The sequence below is a fragment of the Tardiphaga sp. OK246 genome (genome assembly GCF_900188215.1).
Classification (GTDB): Bacteria; Pseudomonadota; Alphaproteobacteria; order Rhizobiales; family Xanthobacteraceae; genus Tardiphaga; species Tardiphaga robiniae.
Window position 1 is genome coordinate 607,996 of sequence record NZ_FZOX01000004.1, and the last position, 20,404, is coordinate 628,399.

The window sequence follows — 20,404 nt, forward strand, 5'->3', positions numbered from 1 at the left end:
TTCAATTACAACCAAGGAACGACCAGATGTTGAACGAAGACGAGCGCCGCCAGGGCGCCGAAGAAATTTTGCGCGCCGAACGGGAAGGCAAACCTGTACCGCAACTCAGCAAAACCTTTCCCGCTATGGAAATAGCGGACGCTTACCGTGTCCAGGATCTCTGGGCGGAGCAACGGATCGCAAAGGGTGCGCGTGTTGTCGGTCACAAGATCGGGCTGACCTCGCGCGCGATGCAGCTTGCGTCAAAGATGACCGAGCCGGACTATGGTCGCATTCTTGACGATGCACTTTTCAATGATGGAGCGAAAATCCCGACGAGTCGCTTCATCAAGCCGAGGCTCGAAGTGGAACTCGCGTTCGTCATGGGCGAGGACCTCGGCGGCCCCGGCGTCCGTATTCATGACGTTCTCCGCGCGACGGAGTTTGTCGTTCCGGCACTCGAGATCATCGACTACCGGACAGAAGTGCCTCGCGCCATTGTCGATACGATCGCTGACAATGCGGCCTTCGGCGCCATCGTCCTCGGCGGTCGCACGATCCGGCCGTTTGATGTCGATATCCGTTGGGTTGGTGCGACTCTTTCGCAGAACGGGATCATCGAGGAATCCGGGGTCTCGGCCGCCATCATGGGACACCCTGCCGCGGGAATCGCGTGGCTGGTGAACAAGCTTCACGACGTCGATGCGAAACTGTTGAAGGGACAGATTGTTCTCGCAGGGTCTTTCACGAGGCCGGTCGATATTGCCCGCGGTGATGTGATTTCAGTCGATTATGGCCCGCTCGGTACGATTGGCGTTTCGTTTATCTGATTATTCGTTTGGAAGAGCGGAGCTAAGAGCTCCGCTCTTCGTGCAAAGGCAAATTTTGTTGGCCTTTATCGTTAAGGCCGTGAGGTCAGCGCGCGTGAGTGATACGGAGATTTCGGAAGTGCGCAATTGTTCCGGACTCAAGCCAGACACCGACACCACCGCGCTGGTTGGGCCCGAGCTTTAGGTCGCTAACGAGAAGGGCAGGCTGGAGTTTCCCGTCGAGATAGAGGCTTGCGTGATTGCCTTCGACCACAAGTCGCATGTGGATCCAGCGACCAGTCGCGATATCCGCATAGGTTTCATATTTCTCTGGAAATTCCTTTCGCAACCGATCGAAACGGAAGTCGGGATAAGCGACATACTGGATGCTGTGATTGCGTCGAACCTGGTCGCTGGCGACGCTATTCGTTGGACGAAGGTAAATGCTTTCAAAGCGCCCTTCATTGTCTATGCGGAAAGTCAGGCCGACAAAGCCTCTCGCATAATCTGGTGCATCTTGTGCGAGTTCGCTTGCGACCTCCACATCAATTTCTCCATTCTGAAAATCAACCGGCAGCCATGCCATGAAATTGCGGTCGCTGAGTTTCTCCTTTGCTGGATCTTGGTAAGCCGAGGATGGCATCTTTAGTTCAAATGCGGCTTGCCCCCGATAGGTGCTTTGCTGCAACGACACGCGCGATAGGCGGAAATCGCCCGGGCGAGGCTCGGGCTTGGCTGCGACCGGAACTATAACTCCGAGCAGTGCGCTTGCGAACGTCGCCAGTCCGCAGATGGAGAGTATTTTCATTTCAATGCTCCAAGAATGTACGAAGTTTGTAGTTGAATATTAGTGAGGTCTTGAATGCAGAGAATTATTGTCTTGTTTGATTGTGGAGCGCCGCACCAAGGCATCCCGAAGCTGCTCAGCGTTGGCTGAGCAGCTTACTCCCTCACCGAAGAACAGCTTGGCTAACACGCCGATCTTGCCAATGCTGAGATCAGCGAGTGAGTACGACGATCTTTCCGCCCGCCTCATTGTTTTCCATAACGCGATGCGCTTGAACGATGTCATCCAACTGAAACACGCGGCCGATCGCCACTGGCAGCGATCCAGCAGCGACCCGATCGATCAAATCTTGCAGCGGCATTGCCGTGAAGTCTTCGACGCCACCCGAATAGGTGGTGAGCGAGACGGCGGTGGGGATCACATCCATCGGTGCGAAGTTTTGAAACGACCACTGGTTGCCAACCATCCCCGCCATGCAGACGGTACCCGGTTCGCGTATTGCTGCGATGGAATCGGCGAGTGTTGTCGTGCCAATGAGCTCTAGAACCTTATCGGCTCCGCCATCCCAATCACGTCTGACACGTTCGGCAATCGTCCCATCGTCGAGAAAGAAGCGATCGGCACCATTCTTCCGGATCAAACGCTCGCCCGCGATCCGGCGCGAGGTTCCTGCCACCTCAACTCCGTGAGTTTTGGCGATCGCCGCAGCCGCGAGGCCGACCGATGTGCTGCCGCCTCGGATCAGCAGCCGTTCGCCGGGCCGGATTCGGAGCGAACGAAATAGAGCGCCCCAAGCCGTTTGGAGCATCTCCGGCAATGCCCCCAGTTGCATCCAAGGCATGTCGCTGACGAAGGCCCTTACATTTCCGACCGGGACCAGCGTGTATTCTGCGTAGCTGCCGTCGAAGGCGCGGCCTAGCCCTCCCATGACGGTGGCAACTTTTTCGCCCACAGCGAACTCACCACCGGGGGCGTCGGCGACGGTACCCGTCGCCTCGATGCCAAGGACTCGGGGAAACAACACGTTTGGTGAGTGACCCTGGCGGGTAAACAATTCAGAGCGATTAAGTCCAAACGCTTCCACTCTGATCAACACTTGGCCAGCACCAGCAATCGGGACTGGTCGTTCCTCGATCTTCAGTACCTCTGGACCACCTGCCGCGTATATCACGACCGCCTTCATCGTTCTGTTCATCTCAATCTTTCATGCGCGTTAAGCGAGGGAACCTCATGCACGCGGATCCGGAGACGGTTACGTTGAGAGATGGCGATCCCACGAGCTCTAGTTCCGGGTGAAGCCATCGAAGGGATGCAGATAGACAGCACCGAAGCCATCGAGCTTTGTCCGCATTTCTGTTGTTGGCTCGCCATAGACGTAGAGCTTTTCGATCTTGGCAAGTGACAGGAAGGTCTCTGCGAAAGGCGAGAAGGTCTTGTCAATATGCGGAAGCAGGCCGGCGGCGCGATAGCGCTCGACGATATGGACGGCGGTCTTATCCTCGTTGGCGACATATTCATAAGTGAGCGTGTCCGGCTCCTCGCGCGTAGCAGCGACAATTTTCGCAATCAACGCCTGGAATGCCGGAAATTTCGATGGCTCAACGGACAGGTGATAGATGGAGTAGATTTCGCCGCGCATAGTTTCGTCCTCTCCTGGAGATGTAGATGCTGTGCCTGTGACGTCGATTGCGACGCTCGCTGATTAGCGCTCCAGGAACGAGCGAAGGTCCTGGGTAAATTTCAACGGATTCTTGAACATCAGAAAGTGATCGCCCTGTTCAGCTGAGGTGTAGACGTAGAGCGTCGCATTCGGAATTACTGATGCAGCCCATCGCTGGCTGGGTAGGTTGTTGCTTTCCACACCTGAGAACAGCGCGGCCGGGATGTCGATCTTTCGGCGGACCACATCGCGCCAGTCGTTGATGAGGTGGTTGAAGAGGACCCGTCCCATAGCTATCGGGTCATCATGGACAACCGCTTTGGAAAAGCTCTCGGAATTGACGAAGTAGGACGAGTCGGTCAGTTGAGCGCGCTCGAACGGCTTCATATCGGTGACGAGCTGGTTGATCGGCCCCGCGCCGGTAAAACCAGCGACAGTACGCTCCGGCGATGTGGTCGTGCCACCAGCCTCAAGTCGCTCCTGCTCTGACCAGTCGCTATGGGAATAGATGGAGATCGGTTCGTCGACGAACGCGATCTTGCGTATCCCGGTGGTGCCAAATAGGTCGATATAGCTCCACAGGATAGCGGATCCCATCGAGTGCCCAACGTAGTCGGCTGACTTAAGCCCGAGATGATCACCGAACTCTTTGAGGTCCATCGAAAAGCGGGCAATGCGACTTCCATAGTCGACGTGCTGCGAGAGCCCCTGATTGCGGGGGTCCAGCACATAGACGTGATAGTTCCGGGAGAGCAAATAAAGCAGGTTGATGTATTGGGCACCGTTCGCCGACCAGCCGGGAACGAAGACGAGTGGGCGGCCTGCGCCCATCTCCCAGTAGGACAATTTCACTCCGTCTGTCGTGACGAAGGCATTGATCTCCAAACCTTGGAAGTCTGACAGCTTGGACGGAAGGGAAGTGATCTTGTTCGGGAAGGTAAAATCCTTACCAAGCACCTGCAATGCGGCTTCAGCTTTGGCCTGAGCTGGCATCGCACCAAGAACGAAGGCGCATAACGTCCTTATCAAGGTCTTGCGCGTCATGTCGCTTTCCCGCTTTTGGCGCGCTGGTGCCTTGAGATCAATCAAGAGTTGCGTCTGTTAGGCCGTGGCCTTGTCCGCAGGGCTGCCGAACAGTTTACCGGCGCCGGCCCAGTCGCTGGGCTTCACGTCTTCAAAGATAACGTAGATGTAGCTCGGATCTGTGCCGGTGTTACGGACGATGCTGTCCGTGATTTCTGCAGCGACCGTCTCTTTCTGAGTATGGCTCTTACCTTCGAACCAGCTGACGCGAACGACGGGCATGGTGTGCTCCTTTTGAGATTCACGGCACGCCCGATGAAGGTTTTACCGGCGCGCTGATCTTGTAGGAGGTGATACACTGTAGAATGATTGATGATAAACAAGCCCTGGGGCGACTCTAAGTAGAGCAGGACGCTACAAATGATAGGTCATGATCCCTTGTCTGGGGTCTCCATTTTCGTGTCAGCTGCTCGTTTGGGCAGCTTCACCCAAGCAGCCGAGCGACTGGGCATCACCAAATCCGCCGTCGGTAAGAGCATTGCGCGGCTGGAGGAGCGGCTGGGCTTCAAGCTATTCCACAGGACTACGCGCCTGATGCGTCTCACGGGCGATGGTGAGGCCTATCTGGCCGCTTGTGCTGCTGCGATGGACGAAATTACCGCTGCTCAGGCAGCGCTGTCATCGAGCAATCGCGTACTCAGTGGTCGCCTGCATATTAACATGCCGGTTGCATTCGGTCGGCGTGTCCTACTGCCCATCCTCATCGAGATCTCACAGCCACATCCTGGACTCAGCCTTACCCTTACGTTCACGGATGCGACGAGTGATCTGTTGCAGGAAGATGTCGATCTTGCAGTCCGGTTTGGCGCCCTGAAAGACAGCGGCAACCTGATCGCGCGACATCTTGTCACCCAGGAGCGGGTGATCTGTGCAGCGCCGTCCTATCTGCAGAGGCATGGTGAGCCCATGACACTTGAGGACATTCGGTCTCATCGCTGCATCGTCGGATCACCGAAAGGACCGCCGCTCACCTGGCAGGTGCGCGATGGCGAATTGGAAAAGCGCATCACGCCTCCTTCCACACATCTGGTGGGGGACGGGGAGGCGATGGTTGATGCCGCCATCGGCGGGTTGGGAATATGCCAGGTTCCGATCTCGCTCGTCCGCGACCATCTTGAGCGAGGCACGTTGCAAAGGGTACTGAAGGACCTCTCTACCGTTTCGGTCGACATCCATGCCGTGTGGCCGCGACAAGCCCAGCTCAGCCCACGTGTACGTTATGTCGTGGATCAACTCGTCGCTGCTGCTGCAACGGGCAAGCTGAGTTGATTGGATACTGTCCGTGTTGCACGACCACTCGGGCTTCGCCAACACAATGCAATATGCGAAAATGCAGACTCGGTTCACGATTTTGATGAATGGATAAACGATATCGCATGGGCAACATGGGGAGCAGCACAGCCACAGGTGATTTATGCTTCCGTCTCTTTTCGTATCCCACGGTGCGCCGACCTTTCCCCTAACCGATGCACCAGCGCGCGCCTTTCTTGAGCAACTGGCCAATCGTTTGCCTGAGCGTCCGCGCGCTATCCTCGTTATCTCCGCCCATTGGGAAACCGCGACGCCCCAGGTTACCGCTGGCGCGATTAACGACACCATCCACGACTTCCACGGCTTTCCTCGAGAGCTTTACGATATTCGCTATCCCGCACCGGGCTCCACGTGGTTGGTCGATCGTGTCGCCGATATTATAGAGGGAGCGGGGCAAACAGTTCGGCGTGACGCTGCCCGCGGCCTTGATCATGGGGCGTGGGTGCCTTTAAGACTCGTCTATCCGGATGCGGATATCCCCGTGGTGCAGCTGTCTGTGCAAACGGCGCTTGGCCCCGATTATCACTTTCAAATTGGACGGTTACTTGCGCCCCTACGCGACCAAGGCGTCCTGATCGTCGGCTCGGGGAGCTTCACGCACGACCTGTCGAGCTTCAGAGAATATTTTCATGCACTGAATGCAGCTGCGCCCGACTGGGTCGACCAGTTCGCTGAGTGGATGAGCGATGCGATCGAGCAGGGGCGCGTGAGTGACTTGATCGCTTACCGCGACCGTGCGCCGCACGCGCGCCGCAACCACCCGACAGAGGAACATTTACTGCCGCTATTTGTGGCGATGGGAGCGGGTAACGACGAGCGCTCCAAGCATCTTCATCGGAGTACCACGCACGGTGTGCTACGGATGGATGCGTTTGCATTTGGCGGTGAAGCATGAGCCGGCCCTTAGTTGTGGCGCTGCATGGTGTCGGTTCCTCGGCACGTGATATGGCAGTCGCGCTGGCACCGCTCGAGCGTTTTGCCGAAGTATTGGCGCTCGACGGCCTCGATCCGTTCGATGGGGGTGGGGCCGGACGGCAGTGGTTTTCTGTCGCTGGTGTGACCGAGGCTGATCGACCGCTTCGTGTCGCTGAGGCTCTGCCGTCGCTAGTGGATCGACTCGACCGATTAGCCAAGGACCGCAGCTTGAAGCGCGATGATCTGGTTCTGCTCGGCTTTAGCCAAGGGGCGATCATGACGCTCGCTATGGTGGCGCAGGGACTACACCCTGGCCGCGCGGTGGCGATTGCCGGTCGACTGGCTGCGCCGGTCGTGCCGACCGAGGAGCGTCTCGCTTCTCTTCTTCTTGTCCACGACCGTGCCGACCGGGTGATGCCTTCGGCGCTGTCCGTCGAGGCCGCCGCGCGACTTTCCGCCGCCGGTCATTTCGTGAAGCTTCTTCTGACCGATGGCATCGGCCACGGCATAGGTTTTCCAACGACCGCTGCAGTCGCCGACTGGCTCACCACTACCGACTCCTCCCGAAACGAATTCCACTCTGATCAAAGGATAACGATGTGACCTCTACAACAACGAATGCTAGCCCTTTCTCCACCGCAACTGCATGGGCTCCACGCCTGCTATCCGTACTCCGGATCGTCATGGCCCTTTTGTTTCTGACGCACGGCCTCGTGAAATTGTTTGGCTTTCCCGCCGGCGCGCAGCCAGGCCAAGTCCCGCTGATGGGTCTGTTCGGCGTTGCCGGTGTGCTTGAACTCGTCGGCGGTCTCGCCGTGCTAATTGGGCTGTATACGCGTCCGGTCGCGTTCATACTCTCCGGTCAGATGGCGGTTGCCTATTTCATGGTGCATGCACCGCAGAGCTTCTTTCCGGCAGTCAACGGTGGTGAGCTGGCGATCCTTTACTGCTTCGGTTTCCTCTATCTCGCCGCCGTTGGCGCCGGGCCATGGAGTGTCGATGAGGGGCGCGCCGCCTGAGGCCTTCAATGCTCGACTGGGACGATCTCAAGACTTTCCTCGCCATCGCGCGCCACGGTTCGTTGTCGGCTGCGGCGCGGGCGCTGAAGGTCAGTCAGACGACCATGGGCCGCCGGCTCGACCATCTTCATGGTCGGGCCGGTGCTGTCTTGTTGGAGCGCACACCATCGGGCTTTCGCTTGACGGCTACGGGGTCTGCGATCCTCGGCGAGGTCGAGCGTATGGAAGACGCGGCGCTGTCGCTCGAACGCACGATCTCCGGCGAGGACAGTCGGCTGGAGGGTATCGTGCGGGTCACCAGCGTGGATGCGCTGGCTGCGCACGTCCTCACACGTGGCCTGCCAACGCTCCATGCATTGCATCCTGGAATCATTATCGAATTCATTACTGATAACCGCGCGCTCAGCTTGGCGAGGCGCGAAGCCGACATTGCGGTTCGGCTTGGCCGCTTCCAGGCGCACGAAACAGTTGTCCGAAAGGTCGGCGAGATGGCCTTCGCGGTCTATGCCTCCCGCAGCTATCTGGAGGAGAGTGGCATCCCGGACCTCGCTTCCGGCGCTACTGGGCATCGTATCGTACGGGTACAAGACGACCTTCTGGACACTCCAGACGCGCGCTGGTTTGCGGACCGCACGGCCGGGACCAGGCCGGTTTTGTTGGCAAACAATCGCGATGTTCAACTGCGTGGCGTATTGGCCGGACTGGGGATCGGCCACCTGCCGCGTTATCTCGCCGAAGGCCACCCATCGCTCGTGCGGGTCGGCGAGCCACCCCATCTGACGCGCGAAATCTGGATGGGTGTCCATCAGGACAGTCGGCATGCGCCGAGGATCGTGGCGGTTCAGAATGCAATCTCGGGGGCTATCGAGCAGAGCAGGGCCTTGCTGCAACCTCCGTAACTCCTCCGTGTTGCAGCGAGTTCAGCTGGCGCGACGATTGCGGTTCGCTGCGTCTCCGCCGTGGCGCGGCGATGGTGTCGGGGTGAACGGTCCGGGCTGTGCCGCCTTCATCATGGCAACCAGAAGCAGGGCTCCGATTGCCGCCCAGAACGACAGCCAAAAACCGTCGATATAAGCGAGGGTATACGCCTCCTTCTGGATTGTCGTAGCGAGAGCGGAGAGGCTTCGTTTGGCGGCGGCTCCGGTGAAATCGGGCGCGAAATGGGCCTTCAGTTGTGCCAGCCTCTTCACCACAGCTGGATCACCCGACGCGACGTGCTGACCAAGATAATGCGAATGGATCTGTTCGCGTATGCGCAGCCAGGTGCTCAGCAGAGCCAGGCCGAGTTCGGCACTACCGAGTCGCAAGACCTGGATGTAGGCAGCGGCAGCCACGGCCTTGGTCCGGTCGACATTGGCGAAGGTGAAAACGATGATCGAGATGAACGTGAATGCATGGCCGATCGCCTGCAACAAGGCCAGAACCTCGAAATCGACCAACCGCCATTGCTGGGTCAGAGTCGTGCCGAGCAGCGCCGCGCACGCGAATGCCGTCAACCCCATGGCCAATACGATCCGGGCATCGATCCGGCGCAGTAGCAAGACGGCGATTATTGTGAGGACAAACAGCGGTATGGCGACATAATTGACGAAAAGAGGCCCCATTTGCTCCGGCCGCAGAGCCGCCACGACGGTGAGGAAATTCGGCAGCAGCAGCGAGTTCGACTGACTGCTGAGCAGGAATAGTGTCGTCGTGGCAAACAGAAGGATCAGGTTGCGCGACATGATGACTCGCGCACTGGCCCACGGCTCGGCAATGACGGATTCGTTGATGAAGAACGCAACGATCAATGCGAGGCCGCCTGCGAGCGTCGCCATGACGATACCGGAGGAGCTCCAGTCGAGCCGGTTGCCCTGGTCAAGGCCGACATAGACGAGCGCCAGCCCGCTGCCGAGTAGGATCATTCCGCCCCAGTCGGCGCGGGTCAATGCATCCCGGCTGACCGGCTCGTCCGGGGCTCCGAAATAGGCGAACAGGCCCATGATCGGTGCAAGGATGGTGCCCTGCCAGTACAGCCATTCCCATCCGAGATTCTGGACGTAGGATCCGACAAGCGACACGCCGAAATTCGACGTGAATGCAGAACGGAACGCATAGATCGCGAGCGCCGGCAGCCACCAGGGCTGCGGAAGATTGCGGAGAATCACGATAATGGTCGCCGGAATGAACAGTCCGAGCAGCAGCGCCTGCAGCACGTGGAGAACCAGGAGGGTCTCGAAGTCGCGTACGAATGGAATGATTATGCAGATCAGCGCGAAGATGAGGCTCGGCAAGCAGAGGATACGGCGGACTCCGAACGTGACCGCGAGCCAGACCACGGCAGGCGCGATCAGGATCTGGGGCGCATTTGCCGCCGTGCTGAGCCAGGCTCCCTCATCGAAACTTAGCGAGAAGTGACCCTTCAGGTCGGCGAGGCCGATCGAGAACAACCTGGTCTGAAAGCCGACGAGGAACGAGCCTATCAGTACTGCTCCCACCGCACACAGGGGATGATGAGACCGGCGGCCGGACGCAGTGACCCTGTCCATATTGGCGGTCGCCACGTTACCGCCCCGCGATGTCGGTGGCCGGTGTTACGGTATCTATACGGGACGTCACCGACATTCCGGGGCGTAACTTCGCGCGCGCGACGTCATCGACGTCGAGCCTGATCCGCACAGGAATGCGCTGGACGACCTTGGTGAAATTCCCCGTCGCATTGTCTGGCGGCAGTAGTGAGAATTGGGAGCCGCTCGCCGGCGATATGCGTTCGACATGACCGCGGAACGTCTCGCCGGGAAATGTATCGACGCTGATATCGACATGCTGGCCCGGCAGCACGCGCGTCAGCTGCGTCTCCTTGTAGTTCGCAACGATATAGACGTCGGGCAGCGGCACCACTGAAATGAGGCTGCTGCCGATCGTCACATAGTCACCGCGTTGCACTTGCCGTTCGCTGACCACGCCATCGGTCGGCGCGACGATCCACGTGTAGCTCAGACGAAGCTTTGCCGCTTCGAGCAATGCTTCGTCTGCGGCAACTTCGGCCGCACGTTGCTCCCGGTTGCCCGAGAGTACATCGAGCTGCCGCCGTTGAACCTGCACGGCAGCCGCACTGGCTTTCAGGTCTGCTTGCGCCGCTTCGTGCTGGGCGACCACCTGTTCCACCTTTTGCTGGGTGCCGAACGTCGTCCTGAGCAGGGCTTCCTGTCGTTCCCGCTCCTGGCGCGACTGTAGTTCACGGGCGGTGGCGGCAACCTGCTGGGCTTCCACCTGGGATATCGTCGCACGTTGCAGCGCAATCTGGTTCTCCAGGTTCAGCAGTGCCGCGCGTGCCCCGTTGACGGTCGCTTCCGCTTGGGCGACCTGCGTCTTGAAGTCGCGTGGATCGATCTGCACTAGGACGTCGCCGGCCTTGACCTGTTGAAAGTCGCTGATCTCGATCCTTTGCACCTGGCCGGCTACTTGGCTCGAAAGCCTAGTGATCTCCGCCCGGATATATGCGTCGTCGGTTACCTGAATGGCAGCCTGACCCATCCGCTTTTCCCATCCGCCAATAGCGACGCCGATCAGTACTGCCACGATCGCAAGAATGAAAAGCGGAACCAGGAGACGCGCCATGGCACCCGACAGCGCCTTACCGATGCGTCGATAACGTCGGCGACGCCGGGCCGGCGGTTGCGCGGTGTGTGTTGCTGGCTGGGATTTGGTGACGTCGAGCATGAGACCGGATGGAAAGGTTGACCAAGGTCGATGATTTATGTTGTATCACTGAAATTCAGTAATCCAACTAAATCGAAGCGTCAAGGGAGCATTCCGTGAGCAGGCGACAGTCGCAACGCCAATGGCGGTCAGAGGACATCACGCAGATGCCGGGATTTCTCATCCGTCGGTGTAATCAGGTGGCGATGGCAATCTTCATCGAAGAGACGGCCGAGTATGATCTCAGCCCGGCCCAATATGGTGCCCTGGGACTCATCGCTGCAGAACCTGGTCTCGATCAGACCCGACTGACACATCGTTCCGGCCTCGACCGTTCGTCGGTTACCAAATGCGTCGAGCGGCTTGAAACTCGCGGAGCGATACGGCGCGAGGCCGATCTTGACGACCGCCGAGCGCGCCGCCTCTATCCGACCGAGAATGGCCTCAAACTCCTTGGAGCGATCGAGGCCTCGGTGGTGCGGGCGCAAGAGCGTGTTCTCGCTCCTCTCGGCAAGGAGCGCGCAGAACAATTCCTGTCGATGCTTGTCGAGATTGCCTCCTCCAACAACGCGACCAGCAGAGTGCCGATGCGCGCTGTCTATGAAGATATCTGAATTGCGCCGATCGACCCATCTCATCGCTCCATCGCGCTGCCCTTGACCGCTGATCGACGAGCATATGCGTTAAGCGGCTCGACGATTGCGGCGCAATCCGAAGCGATGCCGCTATCGATGATCGGCGCGCGCGTCGCCGCTACTCGGCGGAAAGGCCAAAGACATAATGATGGATGCATCCTGGGTCTACAACAAGTCCAGGTATCGAGGCAGATGAAGCCGAAGCATCTCGACCAACTTGCGCACCTTCGGCAGCAGATGGCGCCGCTGGGGGTAGATCGCCCAGATTGCTTCATCGCTCGGTCTGAATGGTGTTAGTACCGGAATGAGACGTCCGTCATTCAGCGCGGTACGCACGTAAAAGTCAGGCAACTGGCAGATGCCAATGCCGGAGATCGCGGCTTCCAGCACGACGCCGCCGTTGTTGCATCGCCAGCGACCTTGTGGGCGATAAATGACATCGTTGGAGCTCTCTGTAAAATGCCACGTCGCGCTCGACCCGATAAGGCATTCGTGGTTGCCGAGATCGGCAACAAGCTGAGGAGTGCCCCGTGCCTCCAGATATGAAGGTGACGCGCAGGTACGGAGACCGCGAGATGCTATGCGCGTTGCCGTTAGACGGGAGTCGACAAGCTGCCCGGTGCGGACTGCGAGATCATATCCCTCTCCGATCAGATCGACGACGCGATTTGTCAGGTCGAGGAAAACGCTGATGCGCGGGTGATCAATGGCGAACTGTCGGATGATGGGAGCCACGAAGCGTTCTCCCAGCGCAGTCGAGCAAGTGACCTTGATAGAACCCTGAGGCTCGCCGTCGGGCGAAATACTGGCAAGTGCCACGTCACGGGTTTGAATCACCAGCCGAAACTGTTCGATAAGCGCGCGGCCGGCTTCGGTCACGACCACGCGTCGAGTTGTTCGATGAAAAATCGGTGCCTGGACGATATCTTCCAGTCGCGCGATCGCGCGGCTGACATGGGACGTGGAAACGCCGAGCGACGCTGCTGCCTTGGCGAAGCTGCCTGTCGCATCGACGGCCACGGCTTCCTCGATTCCGTCCCAGCCGGTCATATCATCGTCCCCCTAGTGAAACAGTGTTTTTCGAAACGTGTCTTTTTCCGGATGGCTCGAAGAGCATGATGAGGCGACCCAATTCTGGAGGACGACATGAAAACCCGCGCCGCCGTTGCGTTTGAAATGAAGAAACCGCTCGAAATCGTCGAACTCGACCTCGAGGGACCGAAGCAGGGCGAGGTTTTAGTGGAAATCATGGCGACCGGTATTTGCCATACCGATGCCTACACGCTCGGCGGGCTGGATTCCGAAGGTGTTTTTCCGAGTATTCTGGGTCATGAAGGGGCCGGTATCGTGCGCGAGGTCGGCGCTGGCGTTACCTCGGTAAGTCCCGGCGACCATGTCATTCCGCTCTATACGCCAGAGTGCCGGCAGTGCAAATCTTGCCTGAGCGGCAAGACAAACCTCTGCACGGCGATCCGCGCCACGCAGGGCAAGGGGCTCATGCCCGACGGCACGACCCGGTTCAGCTACAAGGGTACGCCGATCCACCACTATATGGGCTGCTCGACATTCTCCAATTTCACGGTCCTGCCTGAAATAGCCGTCGCCAAGATCCGCAGCGATGCGCCGTTCAAGACGGCCTGCTACTGCGGCTGCGGCGTCACCACGGGCGTAGGCGCCGTGGTTAATACCGCGAAGGTCGAGCCGGGCAGCAACGTCATCGTGTTCGGTCTGGGCGGAATTGGCCTCAACATCATCCAGGGCGCGCGGATGGTGGGCGCGGACAAGATCATCGGCGTGGACCTCAACGACGGCAAGGAGGAGTGGGGCCGCCGCTTCGGCATGACCGATTTCGTCAATCCGAAGAAGGTCGAAGGCGATATCGTCCAGCATCTGGTGGCGCTGACCGATGGCGGCGCCGACTACACGTTCGACTGCACCGGTAACACCACCGTGATGCGGCAGGCGCTGGAAGCGTGCCATCGCGGCTGGGGCGTCTCGACGGTCATCGGCGTCGCCGAGGCCGGCAAGGAGATCAGCACGCGTCCGTTCCAGCTCGTCACCGGCCGGGTGTGGAAGGGAAGCGCGTTCGGTGGCGCCCGGGGCCGGACCGACGTTCCCAAGATCGTGGACTGGTACATGAACGGCAAGATCGAGATCGATCCGATGATCACCCACGTCCTGAAGCTCGAAGACATCAACAAGGGATTCGAGCTGATGCATGCCGGCGAAAGCATTCGCTCGGTCGTCGTGTTCTGACAGGCAGACTGGATTACAGAATGGCTATTCTTCTACACCCGACGATCAATGACGGCATCAAGCAGGGCGCCGAGGGTTTTTCCGGAGGCACTTTGGTCTGCCGCTGCGCCGACAATCCCGTGAAGGTGACCGTCGGAAGCAATGTCATGCACAACCATGCGTGTGGCTGCACGAAGTGCTGGAAGCCGGAAGGCGCTGTCTTTTCCGTGGTCGGGGTGGTGCCGCGCGACAAGGTTCGTGTCACCGAGAACGGCAACAAGCTGGCGATCGTCGATCCGGCGATGACCATCCAGCGTCACGCCTGCAAGGCATGCGGCGTTCATATGTACGGACGCATCGAGAATGAAAGCCACGCCTTCCACGGTCTGGACTTCATTCATGCCGAACTATTTGAGGAAGCCGGTTCTGCGGCTCCCGGATTCGCGGCATTCGTTTCGTCGATCATCGAGAGTGGATTCGCCCCTGAAGGAATGAGCAAGGTCCGCGCGCAGATCGAAAGCATCGGCCTTCAACCCTATGACTGCCTTAATCCGACGCTGATGGATGTGCTGGCGACGCACGCCTACAAGCAGGCGCACGCGAACTGAGGGGATCGAAGCGTCCGGCACGGTGGCCGCGCCGGGCGCGCTTCGACATGCCGGGAAAGACTAACACCATGACACCAGGCCGAGTTATTCGTTGTTGGCAAGCAGGGCCCTTTGATGCCTCATATAGTGCCCGGACGATGCGACGGTATCCGGCGCCCATCAACTTGTCTGAAAGTTATCTCGGTCTAGGTGTTCGATGACGTTGGCTAGATGCTCTCTCTGACAATAATCTCGTACCCAACGTCAATGACGCGTTCGATTTGCGTTCCTTCGTTCCGATCAAAAAGCAAGTGTGCGGCCGCGGCGCCCATTGCATGGCCCGGTGTACGTACCGTCGTCAAAGCGGGCCGGATCTCCGCAGCAATTTCATAGTCGCCATATCCAGCGACGCCCAAGCGCTCGGGAATGGGCCAGCCGCGGCGAGCGCATTCGAACATGGCGCCTACCGCCAGAACGTCGGTCGCACAGAACAGCGCATCAAGCTTGGCATCGCGTTCAAGCAATTGTTCGAGAGCGAGTCGTCCCGCTGCAAACCCTAGGGTCTCCTGCCCAAAATAGAGTAGATCGCTTGCGAGGCCCGCCTGTTGCATCGCTTCCTGGAAGCCACGTTGCCGCTCGGCGAAGCGGGCGTTGTTGGGAGGGGCATAACCGGCGAATCCGATGCGGCGATAGCCTCGTTGGATCATGAGCTGCGTCATCTCGAACGCAGCATCGTACAGCGAAAAGCCGACGCCCATGTCGATAAAGGGCCCGTTCAGCGACCACGTCTGCACCACCGGCGTCTCGGATCGCCTCAGCAGCTTTTCGACATCGTGAGAATGGTCAACGCCAGTGAGAATGATCCCATCGAGCCGGCGCCCAAGAAAGGCTTGTACGGCTCTGCGCTCTCGCTCCATGTCATCGGCTACGGCCAGCATGAGTTCGTAGCCACGGGCGTGCAGGGTCTCTTCCAGTCCCTGGATCATGCCAGCGAAGTTCGAATTCCGAAGTGATGGCACGATGGCGCCGACGACGTGCGTTCGGCCCGATGCGAGCGTGCCTGCCAGCGTATTGGGAAGGTAGCCCAGCTTGGCAGACGCCTCGAACACGAGATTGCGAATCTCGGCGCTCACTCTGTCAGGATATTTGAATGAGTTGGAGACGCTCATCGGCGAAACGCCTGCAAGCTTGGCGACGTCCGTCATGGTGACCCGCCGTGGGGTTGAAGTGGGGGACGGCGTCGGTTTCGTCATCGGATTTCCCAGGAGAAAAGGCTCGCGCGGGCGGCGACAGATATCATGCAGATTTTACAGGCGTCTGCTTCCGAGACGTGGACGGCAGTGCGGTTGTTCAAGGAAGCAGGTTACGCGGCACTCGGTATCGCAAAAGCCATTTGCACGCATCAGCATTCGAGCCATCACGGGAGAGCAGCGGTTCACAACGATTGGGGGTCTGCCTGTGGCCGCCGGTTCTTGCCAGCTACTTTCCGAGTAGGGTCTCCAATGCCAGGCCGGAACCGCATTCGATGTGATTATGTAGCGTTACAAAATAGATCGACAAGCCTTTATCGTGGATGTACTTTTTCGATCGTTTGACTGAATCTTGGGCATAAAGAAGCGCATTTGCGCATAAAAAACCAATTATTTGCCATTGACCCAATAACGATTATTTATATTGTAGCGCTACAAAAATTGTCAGCCTCTCAGCCGATCGATATCTGTCCGGTGCTCCTGCACCTCGGTTTTCTGCGCACAGGATCAAAATGATGACGAACGATGCCGTACGGATGTCTCTGGAGGAGGTCCACGAGACTTCCCGATCGCTGCTCCTTGCTCAGGGGTTCGGCGAGGTGCATGCCTCTGCCATCGCCCGTACGGTCACCGCGGCCGAGCGGGACGAGTGCCGCCATCACGGACTTTTCCGAATTCCTTTCTATGTCAACGCGGTGAAGGTCGGTCACGCTTCGGGCGTCGTTGAACCCGAATTGTCCGATTTGTCGCCGAGCGTTTTGCGCATCAATGCCAAGCGCGGCTTCTCTCCTCTGGCTCTGGAGCGGAGCTATGAGCCTCTGATCGCGCGCGCAAAGCAGCAGGGCATCGCCGCGCTGGCCATCAACAACGCCGTCCATCTCGGTTCGCTGTGGCCCGAAACCCAGCACCTCGCAGAGGCGGGTCTGGTGGCTCTGGCCTTCGTGTCGGCTGCTCCGTATGTGGCGCCGGCCGGCGGCACGAGCCGCCTGTTCGGAACCAATCCCATGTCCTTCGCCTGGCCGCGGGCCGATACCTTCCCGCTGGTGTTCGATCAGGCATCGAGCGCCTGCGCGCGCGGTGAAATCCAGGTCAGGCTGCGCGACGGAGTGCCTCTCGAGCAGAACTGGGCGCTTGGCCCCGACGGAAAACCGACGACCGATGCGAAGCAGGCGCTTGATGGCGCGCAGCTTCCATTCGGCGGCGCCAAGGGGTCGTCGATTGCGCTCATGATCGAGCTTCTTGCCGGCCCGCTGATCGGTGACACCTTGAGCTACGAAGCCGGCGAAGACGACAAGACGGGGACCGGGGCCCCGTGCAAGGGCGAATTCATCATCGCCATCGATCCCGTGCGATGTTTGTCGGGCGGCAGTCGCGAGGCTCAGCTCGCCCATGGCGAGCGACTGTTCGAGCGAATCCTTCAGCAGGAAGGTGCGCGTCTTCCGTCCGACCGGCGCTACCAGGCGCGCAAGCGCACGCCCCAGGATGGCGTGCTCGTGCCACGTTCCCTCTACGACACTCTCAAAGAGCTTCGTTCAGGAGCAAGCTCCCTCCGGCTCCAGACTTACGAGGCGGATCATAATTTGCTGGAGGGCGCCGCCAGGTGACGCACAGGTGTCCTGGACAGGCTCGGTACGCATAGCGCACGCGGTATGCAGGCAGATTTCTTCAGTCCTTTTGTCATCAGCAAAGTCAATGTGAGGCCCTCCATGACCTTCTCCAAGAAACCCATGCGCGTTACGTCCGTGACACGCCGCACGATCATCGGGTCCATGGCTGCTTTGCCGATGCTTGGGCTGAGGTCGCCTGCGATCGCGCAGCAGCCCGACGCCATCTCGGTGAGAGTTGATTTCGCGCCGTGGGGTGTTCATGGCGCCCTACATCTTGCGCAGGCGAAGGGCTGGATAAAGGACAGCAACCTGGTGATGGACCTCCAGGATGGCACCGGCACATTGAACACGATCAATTTGGTGGCCGCCGGGAAGGTGGATGTCGGCCTTGTGCAGGTCGGTCCCATGGCCGTGGCGCGCGCCAATGGGCTGCCGGTCAAGTCGTTCGCTGGCTACCTTCGGAAGGGCGATCTTTCGGTCATCGTCGATGCTGCCAAAGGACCGAAGACCGTCAAGGAATTGGCCGGCAAGAAGATCGTCTGCTTTGCGAACAGCCCGTGGGCGCCGTTCATCGACCAGTACATCAAGATGATCGGCCTGCAGAAAGGGACCGGCGCCGATCAGGTCAACGCTGTCATGGTATCGCCCGCCGCGATGGTCTCGACATTTGCGAGCGGCGATGCAGATGGCTTTTTCTCGCTCTCCGAATTCGGCGAGCCACTGGTGATGGATACGCGGCCGGGCCGTTCGTTCCTGGCGGCAGACGCCGGGATCGTGTTTCCAAGCTACGGCCTGGTGACGACCGACGACAGTCTGACGAAGCGAAAGGACGCGTTGCGCAGGCTGTCGGAAACGCAGACGCGCGCCTGGACATACATCTACGAAAATCCCGCGCATATCGACGAGGCTGTGGCGGCGATCATGGCGGCTCGTGCCGACAAGCAGCTCAAGACCGAGGTGCTCAAGGCGCAGCTTGTCCTGAGCAAGGACTTCCTCAATACGCCCAACACGCAAGGGAAGCCGAACGGCTGGCAGTCGACGGACGACTGGACGCTGGCCATCAAATCCATGACCGAGGCGGGACTTCTGAAGCCCGGTGCGAAGCCGGATGACTTCTTCACGAATGACCTGATCAAGTCCTGATGCCGATGTCGAGCGAAGCTGTGGTCGATGACGTCACCCCACGCGAGGTGACGAAGCCCTATGTGCAAGTCTCTGCCGTCAGCAAATCCTATGATGCCGGTGCGAATGCTGTCCCGGTGCTGCAGGATGTCACGCTGAATATCGCGGCGGGCGAATTCGTCAGTGTCGTCGGTCCGTCCGGCTGCGGCAAAAGCACGCTGCTGAAATGCATCGCCGGCCTTCAGCCGGTGACCGCAGGCCGGATCATGGTCAAGGACCAGCACGTCGTGTCGCCGCCGGACAATATGGCGATCGTGTTCCAGCGCGACGTGCTGCTCGACTGGCGCACCGTGCTGGACAATGTCCTGCTGATCGCCGAGTTGCGCGGCCTCAGGCGCAAGGACTACGAAGATCGGGCTGTCGCCCTTCTCAAGAGCTATGGGCTCGAGAAATTCGTTCATCGCTATCCATGGGAATTGTCGGGTGGCATGAGGCAGCGGGCCGCGATCTGCCGCGCGCTGCTCGTAGATCCCGAACTGTTGCTGATGGATGAGCCGTTTGGCGCGCTCGACGCCATGACGCGGGACGACCTCAACGTCGAGCTCGAGCGGCTGTGGCACGCGACCCGCAAGACGCTGTTGTTCATCACCCACGGCATTGACGAGGCGGTCTATCTTGCGGATCGCGTCGTCGTGATGGCGCGCAACCCGGGACGCATCGCCGAGATCGTGGACATCGATCTGCCGCGTCCACGGGCGCTCGCGGTGCGGCAGACCGCGGAATTCGGGAAATACACCACCCACATCCGTCAATTGTTCGCATCGCTCGGCGTTGTCGGATCGGAGTGAAGCGATGAAAGTCTGGAAAGAAAGCGAGCACGCGCGCACGGTTGCGTCCGTTCTGCTACTGACGATCGGTCTATGGGAACTCGCGGTTCGCATGTTCGGAGTCCGAACGTTTCTGCTGCCGTCGCCGTCGCTGATCGCAACCGAAATCTACCGAAATCCGGATTTCTATCTGTATCAGTCCCTGTATACGATCTACATGACGTCGGTCGGCTTTGGGCTGGCAATGGTCATCGGAGTCGGCCTGGCTATGGCCATCGTGTCATCGCGCTTTCTCGACCGAGCGCTCTATACACTGCTCATCGCCACGAATTCGGTGCCGAAAGTAGCCCTTGCGCCGATCTTCGTCATTTGGATGGGGACGGGCAGCGAGCCGAAGGCGGCAATTGCCGCATTGATTGCGGTTTTTCCGATTGTCATCAACACGGCGCTGGGATTGCGCGCGGTGGATTCGGACATGATTGACCTCGCGCGCTCGGCCCGGGCGTCGAAGCGCCACGTCATGCTGAAGATCCGGCTTCCCAATGCGTTGCCCAGTATCTTTGCAGGAGCGAAGGTCGGCATCTCGTTTGCGCTGATCGGCGCGATCGTGGGTGAATTCGTCGCCGGTGAACGCGGTCTGGGATATGTCATCCTGATCAGCCAGGCGACGTTCAACACGCCGCGTGCGTTCGCGGCAATCGTGTTGCTTAGCATCATCGGTACCATCATGTTTTTTGCGGTCGAGTTGTGCGAGCGCTGGCTTCTGCCCTGGCACGTCTCGCAACGCAGCAGGATAACAGCAACATGACGCAGCGGTTGAAACATCCTGTCGCTTCAACGGCGGCGGTTTCAAGCTAGTCGCCCTGCATCGATAAACGCGCGACCAACATGGCCCTG

At 59.3% G+C, this 20,404-nt stretch carries 22 protein-coding genes; 13 read left to right on the forward strand and 9 right to left on the reverse strand.

Going from position 1 to position 20,404, the window contains the following annotated elements:
- Positions 1-26 precede the first annotated feature (26 nt).
- On the forward strand, positions 27-809 hold the full coding sequence (hpaH, locus tag CHC01_RS21180) for a 2-oxo-hept-4-ene-1,7-dioate hydratase (RefSeq protein ID WP_089266176.1): 783 nt from the start codon (positions 27-29) through the stop codon (positions 807-809).
- 85 nt (positions 810-894) lie between these two features.
- Here the strand turns inward: hpaH and CHC01_RS21185 are convergent, their stop codons facing one another.
- From CHC01_RS21185 to CHC01_RS21205, 5 genes are all read right to left on the reverse strand, one after another.
- Positions 895-1,596: a LamG domain-containing protein gene (locus tag CHC01_RS21185; RefSeq protein WP_210421693.1), complete on the reverse strand. Its 702-nt coding sequence runs from the start codon at positions 1,594-1,596 to the stop codon at positions 895-897.
- Between the two features lie 190 nt (positions 1,597-1,786).
- A complete protein-coding gene (locus CHC01_RS21190) occupies positions 1,787-2,770 on the reverse strand; it encodes a zinc-binding alcohol dehydrogenase family protein (RefSeq protein ID WP_244558461.1) in 984 nt (327 codons plus the stop codon).
- A gap of 87 nt (positions 2,771-2,857) precedes the next feature.
- Complete coding sequence (locus tag CHC01_RS21195) at positions 2,858-3,214, reverse strand: putative quinol monooxygenase (protein ID WP_089266177.1); 357 nt, start codon at positions 3,212-3,214, stop codon at positions 2,858-2,860.
- A gap of 63 nt (positions 3,215-3,277) precedes the next feature.
- Positions 3,278-4,279, reverse strand: coding sequence for an alpha/beta fold hydrolase (locus tag CHC01_RS21200; protein WP_089266293.1), 1,002 nt, complete (start codon positions 4,277-4,279; stop codon positions 3,278-3,280).
- A gap of 57 nt (positions 4,280-4,336) precedes the next feature.
- Positions 4,337-4,540, reverse strand: coding sequence for a tautomerase family protein (locus CHC01_RS21205; protein ID WP_089266178.1), 204 nt, complete (start codon positions 4,538-4,540; stop codon positions 4,337-4,339).
- A 138-nt stretch (positions 4,541-4,678) separates the two neighbouring features.
- Between CHC01_RS21205 and CHC01_RS21210 the strand changes: the two genes are divergently transcribed.
- The 5 genes from CHC01_RS21210 (at position 4,679) to CHC01_RS21230 (ending at position 8,462) form a co-directional block, all read left to right on the forward strand.
- Positions 4,679-5,587 (forward strand): LysR family transcriptional regulator, encoded by a 909-nt coding sequence (locus CHC01_RS21210; protein ID WP_089266179.1) that lies wholly within the window; start codon positions 4,679-4,681, stop codon positions 5,585-5,587.
- Between the two features lie 145 nt (positions 5,588-5,732).
- The gene (locus CHC01_RS21215) at positions 5,733-6,524 is read left to right on the forward strand and encodes a DODA-type extradiol aromatic ring-opening family dioxygenase (protein ID WP_089266180.1); all 792 of its coding nucleotides are present in this window, start codon (positions 5,733-5,735) and stop codon (positions 6,522-6,524) included.
- The gene (locus CHC01_RS21220; RefSeq protein ID WP_089266181.1) at positions 6,521-7,147 is read left to right on the forward strand and encodes an alpha/beta hydrolase family protein; all 627 of its coding nucleotides are present in this window, start codon (positions 6,521-6,523) and stop codon (positions 7,145-7,147) included. Before CHC01_RS21215 ends, CHC01_RS21220 begins: the two co-directional genes overlap by 4 nt.
- Before the next feature lie 56 nt (positions 7,148-7,203).
- The gene (locus CHC01_RS21225) at positions 7,204-7,563 is read left to right on the forward strand and encodes a DoxX family protein (RefSeq protein WP_502695679.1); all 360 of its coding nucleotides are present in this window, start codon (positions 7,204-7,206) and stop codon (positions 7,561-7,563) included.
- 8 nt (positions 7,564-7,571) lie between these two features.
- Positions 7,572-8,462 (forward strand): LysR family transcriptional regulator, encoded by an 891-nt coding sequence (locus CHC01_RS21230; protein ID WP_089266183.1) that lies wholly within the window; start codon positions 7,572-7,574, stop codon positions 8,460-8,462.
- A gap of 21 nt (positions 8,463-8,483) precedes the next feature.
- On the opposite strand, the gene CHC01_RS21235 is transcribed toward CHC01_RS21230, so the two are convergent.
- Both CHC01_RS21235 and CHC01_RS21240 read right to left on the reverse strand, forming a co-directional pair.
- Entirely contained in the window at positions 8,484-10,106 is a 1,623-nt protein-coding gene (locus CHC01_RS21235; protein ID WP_349636624.1) for an MFS transporter, read from the reverse strand.
- Position 10,107: 1 nt separating this feature from the next.
- Entirely contained in the window at positions 10,108-11,265 is a 1,158-nt protein-coding gene (locus CHC01_RS21240) for an HlyD family secretion protein (RefSeq protein WP_244558463.1), read from the reverse strand.
- A 146-nt stretch (positions 11,266-11,411) separates the two neighbouring features.
- On the opposite strand from CHC01_RS21240, the gene CHC01_RS21245 reads away from it, so the two are divergent.
- Positions 11,412-11,858, forward strand: coding sequence for a MarR family winged helix-turn-helix transcriptional regulator (locus tag CHC01_RS21245; RefSeq protein ID WP_089266184.1), 447 nt, complete (start codon positions 11,412-11,414; stop codon positions 11,856-11,858).
- A 186-nt stretch (positions 11,859-12,044) separates the two neighbouring features.
- Here CHC01_RS21245 and CHC01_RS21250 read toward each other — a convergent pair whose 3' ends face one another.
- On the reverse strand, positions 12,045-12,929 hold the full coding sequence (locus tag CHC01_RS21250; protein ID WP_089266185.1) for a LysR family transcriptional regulator: 885 nt from the start codon (positions 12,927-12,929) through the stop codon (positions 12,045-12,047).
- A gap of 96 nt (positions 12,930-13,025) precedes the next feature.
- Here CHC01_RS21250 and CHC01_RS21255 point away from each other — a divergent pair, with 96 nt between their 5' ends.
- Together CHC01_RS21255 and gfa are read left to right on the forward strand one after the other, a co-directional pair.
- Positions 13,026-14,135, forward strand: coding sequence for an S-(hydroxymethyl)glutathione dehydrogenase/class III alcohol dehydrogenase (locus tag CHC01_RS21255; protein ID WP_089266186.1), 1,110 nt, complete (start codon positions 13,026-13,028; stop codon positions 14,133-14,135).
- Positions 14,136-14,155: 20 nt separating this feature from the next.
- Positions 14,156-14,722, forward strand: coding sequence for an S-(hydroxymethyl)glutathione synthase (gfa, locus tag CHC01_RS21260; protein WP_089266187.1), 567 nt, complete (start codon positions 14,156-14,158; stop codon positions 14,720-14,722).
- Positions 14,723-14,928: 206 nt separating this feature from the next.
- Here the strand turns inward: gfa and CHC01_RS21265 are convergent, their stop codons facing one another.
- Positions 14,929-15,954: a LacI family DNA-binding transcriptional regulator gene (locus CHC01_RS21265; protein ID WP_089266188.1), complete on the reverse strand. Its 1,026-nt coding sequence runs from the start codon at positions 15,952-15,954 to the stop codon at positions 14,929-14,931.
- A 512-nt stretch (positions 15,955-16,466) separates the two neighbouring features.
- Here CHC01_RS21265 and CHC01_RS21270 point away from each other — a divergent pair.
- From CHC01_RS21270 to CHC01_RS21285, 4 genes are all read left to right on the forward strand, one after another.
- A complete protein-coding gene (locus CHC01_RS21270; protein ID WP_210421694.1) occupies positions 16,467-17,555 on the forward strand; it encodes an Ldh family oxidoreductase in 1,089 nt (362 codons plus the stop codon).
- 102 nt (positions 17,556-17,657) lie between these two features.
- Entirely contained in the window at positions 17,658-18,701 is a 1,044-nt protein-coding gene (locus tag CHC01_RS21275; protein ID WP_089266189.1) for an ABC transporter substrate-binding protein, read from the forward strand.
- Positions 18,701-19,528 carry an ABC transporter ATP-binding protein gene (locus CHC01_RS21280; RefSeq protein ID WP_089266190.1) on the forward strand — a complete coding sequence of 276 codons (828 nt, stop codon included), beginning with the start codon at positions 18,701-18,703 and terminating at the stop codon, positions 19,526-19,528. The genes CHC01_RS21275 and CHC01_RS21280 overlap by 1 nt, the downstream gene beginning before the upstream one ends.
- 4 nt (positions 19,529-19,532) lie before the next feature.
- Complete coding sequence (locus tag CHC01_RS21285; RefSeq protein WP_089266191.1) at positions 19,533-20,315, forward strand: ABC transporter permease; 783 nt, start codon at positions 19,533-19,535, stop codon at positions 20,313-20,315.
- Positions 20,316-20,404 lie beyond the last annotated feature (89 nt).